The organism is Paracoccus sp. P2, assembly GCF_046335115.1.
In the GTDB taxonomy this organism is placed as follows: Bacteria; Pseudomonadota; Alphaproteobacteria; order Rhodobacterales; family Rhodobacteraceae; genus Paracoccus; species Paracoccus pantotrophus.
Window position 1 is genome coordinate 106,569 of sequence record NZ_JBGOSN010000013.1, and the last position, 9,117, is coordinate 115,685.

The window sequence follows — 9,117 nt, forward strand, 5'->3', positions numbered from 1 at the left end:
AGCCGCCCTGGCGGATTGCCTGGTCTTTACCCTGGTGCGGCCCCCCCCTGGGTGCAGGCGCCGAGCGATCATTCCTGGCTGGGCGGGCGGGGCTTTGCGCCCCTCTCGGTGCGGCCGGCCGAGGCGGCGGGCTTTGCCGATTTCCTGCGCGACCCGATGACGCAGGCGCGGCTGTCGATCCCGACGCGGCCTTACCTGACCGGACCGCAGGGCGAATCCCCGGCGCCCTGCCCGAAGCTCGAACATCTCAGTGCCGACCTGCCCCGGCTTGAGGCCCGCTTGGGCTTTTCCCCGCACCGGCTGCCGCATGAGAACCGCCCGGACCATGGCGATTGGCGCGCGGCCAAGGACGCCGAGACGGCCGGCATCGTCGCATGCGCCGCGGCCGAGGGCATCGCCCGCTTCAGCCATCGCTTCGATCCCGATTGACCCCGGCGCCGCTCGGGGCGACAAATGGATAGTCCCGGAGGTGCCGCCATGCTGGAAATCAGCCCCGAAAAGATCGCCCATGTCATCATCCGCGCCCGCGAATACGACAGCGGCATCAACCCCTGGGCGCATAGCGGGCATCGCAAGGGCCATGGCACGCAGACCGAGCTGGCCGAGTTCATCGCCAGCCTGAACGAGGACGAGCAGGCCAGCCTGGTCGCGGTGATGTGGATCGGCCGCGACACCTTCGGCCCCGAGGATCTGGACGAGGCGATCGAGACCGCCAAGGCCGAGCGCAGTACCCCCACCGAGGACTACCTGATGGGCGAGCCGCAGCTGGCCGACTATCTGGAAGCCGGGATGGAGGCGCTTGGTATCTCGCCCGAAGATGCCGAGGACGCGTTGCAGCGCCCGGTCTAGCCATCCGGTCCCTGGCAAGGAACAGCGGCGATTCCGCACCACACCAGCGACGGCCAAGGACTGCGAAAGCGGTCGCAGGTTCCCCGGCCCCGGTCCGGCCGCATGACCGGGACCGGCGGTCGCCGCCCCGCCCGGCAATCGGGCGCCTGGGCCCTGGCCAGGTTGCGAAGGCGCGCCCGCCGTCAGTCCCGCGCCAGCCGGATCAGTTCGCCCGCATCGGTCAGGACCAGCAGCGCCCCGTCCGGCGCCAGTTCGATGTCGCGCACCCGGCCGATGCCTTCCAGCAGGCGCTGCTCTCCGGTCACGCGATCGCCCTCGATGCGCAGCCGCACCACCGCGCCGGCCTGCAAGCCGCCGATCAGCGCGTCGCCTTGCAGTTCCGGGAACATGGCACCCTGATAGAACAGCATGCCGCTGGGCGCGATCACCGGATCCCAGTAATAGACCGGCTGCTCCATCCCCTCGCGCTGGGTGATGCCCCGGCCGATTGGGGCGCCGCTGTAATCCTGACCATAGGTGATCACCGGCCAGCCATAGTTGCGCCCGGCCTGCGGCAGGTTGAGCTCGTCGCCGCCCTGCGGCCCGTGTTCGACGGTCCATAGCCGGCCCTGCCCGTCCAAGGCCGCCGCCTGGATGTTGCGATGGCCCCAGGACCAGATTTCGGGCCGGGCCTGCCCGTCTCTGAACGGGTTGCCGGGCGCGGGGCTACCGGTGACGGGGTCGATGCGCAGCACCTTGCCCAGATGCGTGCCCAGATCCTGCGCCAGTTGCCGCGGCTCGGGGCGCGAGCGTTCGCCGGTGGTGACAAACAGCTGGCCCTGCCGGTCGAAGACCAGGCGCGAGCCGAAATGCAGGGTCGAATCCCAGGCCGGCTCCTGCCGGAAGATCACCCGCATCTCTTCCAGCGCGGTGCCATCGGCCGACAGCCGACCGGTGCCGACCGCGGTGGCGTTGCGGCCATTGCCGCGCGGCTCGGAAAAGCTGAACCAGACCTGCCGCGTCCGGTCAAAATCCGGGGCCACCGCCACGTCCAGAAGCCCGCCCTGGCCGCGGGCATCGGCCTCGGGCATGCCCTGGATCGGCTGGGACAGCTGGCCATCACGGTACAGCCGCAGCGTGCCGGTGCGTTCGGTGATCAGCAGGCCGCCATCGGGCAAAAGCGCCATGCCCCAGGGATTGCTGAGCCCACGGATCAAGGGGGTCCGGGCCATGGGGATCTGCTGGCGGATCTCGGGGGCGCGGGTCTGGCCCGGAAAGGCCGGGCTCTGCCCGCTGGCATTCGGCGGGCGGTCGTTCAGCTCGGCCAGCGCCGGCGGGGCGGCAAGGCACAGGGCAAGGCTGGCGGCAATGGCGGCGGGTCGCGTCATCATGGTCGCATCCGTCTGACTGGGGTTTGCGGCCCAACGTCCCGGCCGCCGCTTGCGTTCCCGGCCGGGGGTCAAGGCGCGGTCAGATGGTCCCGGAACAGCGCCGCTGCCCTGCCCCAAGCCCCCTCGTCGATGCGGTCGAGGCGCTTCAGAACCGGCAACAGCTGCCCAGCATAATCCAGCGCGCTTTCGCGCGGCAAGAGCGAGGGCAGGTTGTCGATCGCCATCACGTCCAGCGGCGGGTGCGCGGCGACACGGACCACCGGCCGGTGCCAGTCGGTCGCGCGATCATAGACCTTGACCGGGTTGAAATCGCTGGAGGGATCGCAGGCGACGTCACCGATCACCGTCAGCGCCCGGCCGGGCCCGACCGCCTCGGGCGGCACCAGAACCGGGGTCTGCGGCCCGGCCAGGATGCAATTGACGAACAGCTCATGCGCCAGGATCTCGGGGAAGGGGCCGCCGCCGGCCGTCTCGGCCATGTCCCATTTCGTGACCCGCACCCCCATGCGGCCCAGCAGGTCCGAAGCGCCGCTGCCCACCCTCCCCAGCGCGCCCACCACGATGGCATGCGGCCGCGGCGCGCCGGTCGCGTCCAGCTCGGCCCGCAGCTCGTCCAGCATCGCCTCTTGCGAGGGCCAGGCGGCGACCGGCCCGCAGAGGCTGCCGCGCCGCTGCGCCGCCCAAGCCTTCAGCGAGACCGCTGCCCCGGCGAAACCGGCCCAATAGCCGAAGGCCGCCAGCCGCCGGCCGCTTTCGTCGGTCAGGTATTCCAGGTCATAGAGCGCGCCGCCGCCGTCGCGAAACCGGCGCAGCAGCGCCAGCCCGGCCGGCTGGCCCTTGTAGGCATGGCCGAACATGATGTGGCGATGCGCCAGGGGCGTGCCGTCCTCGGGCAGTTCCTTGAGGCCAAAGACGATGGCCTCGGCCGGGGCGCCGGGCCATGAAGCCGCGGGCGCGATCTCGGCCCCGGCCGCGGCATAATCGGCGACGGGCAGGACACGATGCGGGCTTTCCTCGACCGTGACGCGAAAGCCCTGCGCGATCAACTCGCCCACGCCTGCCGGGGTGATGCCGACCCGCTGTTCATTGGCGCGGCTTTCCGCGCGGACCCAGAGATGAACCATACGCACCCTCCTTTCCGGTCGAGGCTAGGGAAATGGCGCCTGCACGGCAAGCGAGGGCCGCCTGGCGCCGCGGAACGGTCCCTGTCCGGCCGCGTCGATGCGGGTGACGGCCTGGGCTATGGGCTCGACGATCACCGCCATGGCGAAGGCGGTGGCATGGATCATGCGCTCGCCGTCCAGCGCCAGGGCGACGTGGCCGGGCCAGAACAGCAGGTCGTTGCGGCGGATCGCGCCGTCGGCCGGGGGAAAAGCGGCTTCCTGCATGTCGCTGTCGCCCGGACAGGGCACGGCGCAGGCCGCCAGCGCAGCCTGCGCCAGGCCCGAGCAGTCGATGCCGCAGCGGCTGTTGCCCCCCCACAGATAGGGCGTGCCCAGGAAACGCTCGGCCACCGCGGCGGGGTCGCGCTCGGCCCGGTCCGAGATATGCTGCGCCGGCACCCAGCCGCCCTGCGCCAGCCGGGCGAAACCGTCCCGCATGGCGACGACCGTCAGCCGCGCGCCCAGCGACAGCCGCATCTGCTCGGGGGTTTTCATGTCCGGCTCGGCATAGACATGGGTGGCCGGGGCGCTGACCCGGTGGGTGATGGCCGGCATCTGCCGGCTCAACCCCTCGGCCCGGACCCAGCCACAATAGCCGTCGGCCGCCGCCTGCACGAAGGCCCAGCCCTCGGCCTGTTCCAGCTGCACCAGGTCGGCGCCGAAATTCAGCTGGCGGTCGCGGGCGCCGCAGGGCGCGCGGCACAGATCGGCCAGCGGCGCGGCCAACCGCATCGGCTGCCCGGGGGTATAGGCCGGACGCTCCAGGATGCCGCGCAGGGATTCCAGCGCGACCCGCTCGGTCGCCGGGGTCAGCCGGCGGTCGGCAGGCGCGGTCATCGCAGGATTTCCGGCAGGGCGTGCAGGATGGCGCGCATGGCCTGGCCCGCCCCGCCCTTGGGCCGGCCAGGCGCGGCGCTTGGCTGCCAGCCATAGATGTCGAAATGCGCATAGGCCCGCGCCCGACCGGCAAAGCGGCGCAGGAACAGCGCCGCAGTGATCGCCCCGGCAAACCCGCCCGAGGGTGCATTGTCCAGATCAGCGATGGCCGGCTCGATCATCGCCTCATAGGGTTCCCAGAAGGGCAGGCGCCAGACCGGGTCGCCATGGGCCCGGCCAGCGCCCTGGATCGCGGCCGCCAGCGCGTCGTCGTCGCAGAAGAAGGGCGGCAGTTCGGGGCCAAGCGCCACGCGGGCGGCGCCGGTCAGCGTCGCCATCGACACCAGCAACTCCGGCGCCTCCTCCTCCGCCAGCGCCAGCGCATCGGCCAGCACCAGCCGGCCCTCGGCATCGGTATTGTTGACCTCGACCGTCAGGCCCTTGCGGCTGATCAGGATGTCGCCGGGGCGGAAAGCATTGGCAGAAATGGCGTTTTCCACCGCCGGGATCAGAATGCGCAGCCGCATGTCGCGATGCAGGCCCAGCCGGGCCAGGGTCTCGGCCAGGCCCAGCACATTGGCCGCGCCGCCCATGTCCTTCTTCATCAGCGCCATCGAGGCGGCCGGCTTGATGTCCAGCCCGCCGGTATCGAAACAGACCCCCTTGCCGACCAGCGTCAGCCGCGGCCCCTCGCCCGGAAAGCGGATGTCGATCAGCCGCGGGGGCTGCGCGCCGGCCCGGCCGACGGCGTGGATCATGGGAAAGTTGCGAGTGATCAGATCGTCGCCGCCAATCACCTCGATCCCGGCGCCATGCCGCAGGGCCAGGTCGCGGGCCGCCTGTTCCAGCTCGCCCGGCCCCATGTCCGAGGCCGGGGTGTTGATCAGGTCGCGCGCCAGATACTCGCCCGCGGCCATGGCGATCAGCCGGTCGCGGTCCAGCCCCTCGGGACAGACAAGGCGGGCGCCGGGCGCCTCGATCCGCTTGTAGCGGTCAAAGCGATACTGCGCGAAAAGCCAGCCCAGGGCGCCCAGGCCCAGATCGAAATCCTGGGGGAAATTCGCCAGATGCCAATTGCCGGCAGGCAGCACCTCGGCCGCCCGCGCCAGCGCAAAGCGTTCGCGCGCGGGGCGATCCGCGGGCTGGGGGCCAAGGCCGAACAGCGCGCCGCCAAGCCCGCCATCCGGCAAGGGAAGCAGGCAAACCTGGCCGGGCTTGGCCGCAAAACCCTGCGCCTTGGCCCAGGTCGCGGCCAGGGGGCCGATGTCGGGGGGCAGATCCGGCCCGGCATCGCCCGACCGGACCAGCCAAAGCGGAAGCGAGGGGGCATCGGGATCGGCAAATCGGGGTATCATCGGCATTTTCGTGACCTTCTGTCCTTTGCGGCACCCTAACGCCCCGGCCAAGGGCTGCAAGGGCGCGTTCGTTCAAGGGGATTCCGGCGAATCCCACAGCTGGGTCAACGACCGGTTGCCGATCCGCTCAAGCCTGCGGGTGGTGGCAGCAAGCGCCGGATCGTCCTGGCGTTCCGCGCAAGCGCCGACATCTATGGCGACACCGGCCAGGGTGACGAGCCCGACCTGCCAAGCCAATCGCGAAAGCTGGTCGGCGTTGGCGACGACGACCCCCAGGTCGCCCCGCTGCGAGGCTGCCACCGTGCGGCCGAGCGCAAGCGCAAGCTGTTCCAGCGCCGCACCGATAATCCGGCCCGCCGCGGGTTCCCCCAGTTCACGAACGATCTGTTCAAGCCTTTGCACGTCGATCCGAACGGTCTCGTCCATGCTCAGAACTGCAATCTTCGTCATTCCCGCTCCCATCTGGGCTTTCTGTCGCGCCGAGGCGCAAGCTGGCACCAATCCATCAAGAAAAGGTTATACAGCGCGCGCTAAACCACTCGAACTTTATCGGTTCAGCCGCTATCACTCTTGCGATCGGTAGATGAGGATAGGAATGAAAGAAGCACGTCCACTGCCGCTGTATCTGGTCCAGCGCTACCACGGCTGGCGCGCCACAGCCTTTGTCGAAAATCGTGTCTGGTATCGCCGCCTGGCCGAGGACGGCCAGCATCCCCGCGCCATGGTCATCGCCTGTTGCGATTCGCGCGTTCATGTGACCTCGATCTTCGGGGCGGATACAGGTGAGTTCTTCATTCACCGCAACATCGCGAATCTGGTTCCGCCCTATGCGCCGGACGGTGAGCAGCATGGAACCTCGGCCGCGGTCGAATATGCGGTGAACACGCTCAAGGTCGCCCATGTGGTCGTGGTGGGACATACCAATTGCGGCGGCGTGCAGGGATGCCATGCCATGTGTTCCGGCCATGCGCCCGAGCTCGAGGAAAAATCCAGCTTTGTCGGCCGCTGGATGGACATCCTGCGACCGGGTTACGAGCGCGTGGCGACGCTGCCGCCCGAACAGCAGATTCGCGGGCTCGAACGGCAGGCCGTCCTGGTTTCGCTTGAAAACCTGATGACCTTTCCCTTTGTGAAAACCGCAGTCGAATCAGGGAACCTGTCCTTGCACGGAGTCTTGCACGACATCGCCGAGGGAACGCTGGAACAATACGATCATCAGGCTGGGGGATTCACGCCGGTCATCTGAGTCCGCCCGTCGCACCGACATCGGCCGGTTGCAGATGCGGCCGGGAAAGTCCGGCCTCGGAAGCGCAAAGGCCCTGCGCCGAGTGGTTGTTCCGGTTCAGTTCACGATGAATTCGGCATGCAGCGCCCCAGCGGCATGAACCGCCTTCAAGATATCAATCATGTCGCGGGGCCTGATGCCCAGGGCGTTGAGCCCCGCGACCACCTCGGACAAGGATGATTCACCGGATATTTCGGCAAAGCCGATCCCCGGTTCCTGGGTGATTTCGGCCTGCGTCCTGGGCAGAACCACGGTTTCTCCCGGAGAGAAGGGATTCGGTTGCGACACGACAGGTGTTTCCCGCACCCGCAGGGTCAAGTTGCCCTGGGAAACCGCCACCCGCGAGATGCGCACATCCTCGCCCATGACAATAGTGCCAGATTTGTGATCGATGACGACGCGAGCGGCTGTCTCGGGCTCGACGGTGATATTCTCGATCTGTCCCATAAGCCGCGCCGGGTTGACCCGGCCCAAAACGGTCGAGTCGATCACGATGGTTCCCGAATCGACAAGCTCGGCCAGTCCACGTCCCAGCGTGCGATTGATCGCAGCCTCCACGCGGGCTGCTGTGGTGAAATCGGGATTCCTCAACGCCAGGCGCAGGTTTGTCATCTGCGAGAAATCGAAGGCCACCTCCCGCTCCACCCGCGCGCCCGAGGGGATGGTTCCTGTTGTCGGCACGCCTTGGACGACCGAGGCGGCTGCACCGGAGGCTTCCGTTCCTCCAGCCAGAACCGAGCCTTGCGCTACGGCGTATATTTCGCCGTCTGCCGCGCTCAGCGGCGTCATGACCAATGTGCCACCCAGCAGGCTTTTCGCATCGCCTATCGCGGCCACGCTGACATCGATCTGCGAACCGGCACGCGCAAAGGGCGGCAGGGTCGCTGTGACGATCACCGCCGCCACGTTCTTGGGCCGGAATGCTTCGTCAGTGACATTAACGCCCAGTCGTTCCAGCAATCCGGCCATGATCTCTTCGGTAAAAGGCGAGTTTCGCAAGCTGTCGCCCGAACCGCTCAGACCGACGACAAGGCCATAACCGACCAGATCGTTGCCCCGGACGCCGTCGATATTGGCCAGATCCTTGATCCGGACCGGCGCTGCGAGTCCGGGAGCGGCAAGGCCGAACAGGATCAGCAGAAGGCATAAAAACCTCATGACAGGTAGTCCGCGAGGCTGAGACGGGAAAGCCGAACCGTGATGGCATAGAGACTTTGAATCTTTGCTTCTGTTTCCTCCAAGGCAGTGGCGGTCTCAGCGGGGTCGGCACCGATCATGTTCGTGCGCGCGATGGATAGCGTTGTTGTTTCGGCCGAGTTTCTGGCCTGCGCCTGGGTGACGGCGGCTTGTTGTTGGCCCAGATCGGCGCGGGCAGCAGTCAATCCGATCGTTGCCTTGGCCAGTCGGACCCCGGCTTCGGAGAAAAGATCGCGCAAGGTCTTTGCGTCCATTGCCGGCCCGGCTTCCGAAGCATAGGCGATCATGGCCATTCCCTTGAGCGTGTCGCGCAGTTCCACCGAATTGGCCGAAAGATTGCTGTCGATCCGATGATCGGGCGAAATCAAGAACCGGGTACTGCCGTTATCGCTACCCCGGTAGACCGTGTCGGAAAAGCCCCCAGCCCCCTGTGGCGCAGCGAACCATGCGTCGATACGGTTTGCGATAGCCGCCGCCGTGGTCGCGCCAGAGACCGCGGTATTCAGCTCCGCGAGGATCGTTTCAAAACCGGTCAGTGCCGGACCGTCGGTCCGGTTGCCTGCAAAAAGATGTTGCCCGGCGCTGGTGGTGTTCAGGGTAGCAAGCATAGACTGGAAATCCCGGTTGATGCTGTCGGCACGCGCCCTCAGGTCATGCTCGTCCAGAATATTGGGCTCCGTCAGCAACCGGGGGCCGAGATCGTCCACGACATCGTGGATCTGCCCGAGCGCGGCCTGCATGCCGGCCAGCCGGGTTTGCGCTTCCGATGCGTTTTGCTGGAACGTGGTCAGCAGCTTCAGTCGGGATTCGATATGCGAGATCCCCGACAGATCCCCGCCCAGCGTCTTGGGAATATCCGATTTGTCCCCGGTCATCATTTCCTGGGTCAGCCGGTCCAGCCTGGCTTTCAGCCCCTGCTGGGCTCTGTTGCACAAATCCTGTGAGGGATTCATCTTGTGAATCCAGTATGGTAGCTGGAGGGCATGAGCAGACCCACACCCCCCGCATACAAGACCAGGAAC

General features: G+C 67.6%; 10 protein-coding genes. 3 read left to right on the plus strand and 7 right to left on the minus strand.

From position 1 onward, the window contains the following. Positions 1–51: 51 nt before the first annotated feature. Together ACDP63_RS10710 and ACDP63_RS10715 are read left to right on the plus strand one after the other, a co-directional pair. Positions 52–429: a hypothetical protein gene (locus ACDP63_RS10710; RefSeq protein WP_231493188.1), complete on the plus strand. Its 378-nt coding sequence runs from the start codon at positions 52–54 to the stop codon at positions 427–429. Positions 430–477: 48 nt separating this feature from the next. Next, entirely contained in the window at positions 478–849 is a 372-nt protein-coding gene (locus tag ACDP63_RS10715; RefSeq protein ID WP_024844050.1) for a DUF3775 domain-containing protein, read from the plus strand. 182 nt (positions 850–1,031) lie between these two features. Here the strand turns inward: ACDP63_RS10715 and ACDP63_RS10720 are convergent, their stop codons facing one another. The 5 genes from ACDP63_RS10720 to ACDP63_RS10740 form a co-directional block, all read right to left on the minus strand. Beyond that, a complete protein-coding gene (locus ACDP63_RS10720) occupies positions 1,032–2,219 on the minus strand; it encodes a PQQ-dependent sugar dehydrogenase (protein WP_024844041.1) in 1,188 nt (395 codons plus the stop codon). A gap of 68 nt (positions 2,220–2,287) precedes the next feature. Next, a complete protein-coding gene (locus tag ACDP63_RS10725) occupies positions 2,288–3,343 on the minus strand; it encodes a saccharopine dehydrogenase (protein ID WP_024844042.1) in 1,056 nt (351 codons plus the stop codon). 24 nt (positions 3,344–3,367) lie between these two features. Further along, complete coding sequence (locus tag ACDP63_RS10730; protein ID WP_024844043.1) at positions 3,368–4,219, minus strand: C40 family peptidase; 852 nt, start codon at positions 4,217–4,219, stop codon at positions 3,368–3,370. Continuing rightward, positions 4,216–5,613 carry a leucyl aminopeptidase family protein gene (locus ACDP63_RS10735; RefSeq protein WP_024844044.1) on the minus strand — a complete coding sequence of 466 codons (1,398 nt, stop codon included), beginning with the start codon at positions 5,611–5,613 and terminating at the stop codon, positions 4,216–4,218. The genes ACDP63_RS10730 and ACDP63_RS10735 overlap by 4 nt, the downstream gene beginning before the upstream one ends. Before the next feature lie 72 nt (positions 5,614–5,685). Next, on the minus strand, positions 5,686–6,063 hold the full coding sequence (locus ACDP63_RS10740) for a hypothetical protein (RefSeq protein WP_024844045.1): 378 nt from the start codon (positions 6,061–6,063) through the stop codon (positions 5,686–5,688). Between the two features lie 145 nt (positions 6,064–6,208). On the opposite strand from ACDP63_RS10740, the gene ACDP63_RS10745 reads away from it, so the two are divergent. Continuing rightward, positions 6,209–6,859: a carbonic anhydrase gene (locus tag ACDP63_RS10745; RefSeq protein WP_024844046.1), complete on the plus strand. Its 651-nt coding sequence runs from the start codon at positions 6,209–6,211 to the stop codon at positions 6,857–6,859. 96 nt (positions 6,860–6,955) lie between these two features. Here the strand turns inward: ACDP63_RS10745 and ACDP63_RS10750 are convergent, their stop codons facing one another. Together ACDP63_RS10750 and ACDP63_RS10755 are read right to left on the minus strand one after the other, a co-directional pair. Next, positions 6,956–8,056, minus strand: a complete 1,101-nt coding sequence (locus ACDP63_RS10750) for a flagellar basal body P-ring protein FlgI (RefSeq protein ID WP_028709775.1) — start codon at positions 8,054–8,056, stop codon at positions 6,956–6,958. Further along, complete coding sequence (locus ACDP63_RS10755; RefSeq protein WP_409928021.1) at positions 8,053–9,048, minus strand: flagellin; 996 nt, start codon at positions 9,046–9,048, stop codon at positions 8,053–8,055. Before ACDP63_RS10755 ends, ACDP63_RS10750 begins: the two co-directional genes overlap by 4 nt. Between the last annotated feature and the right edge of the window lie 69 nt (positions 9,049–9,117).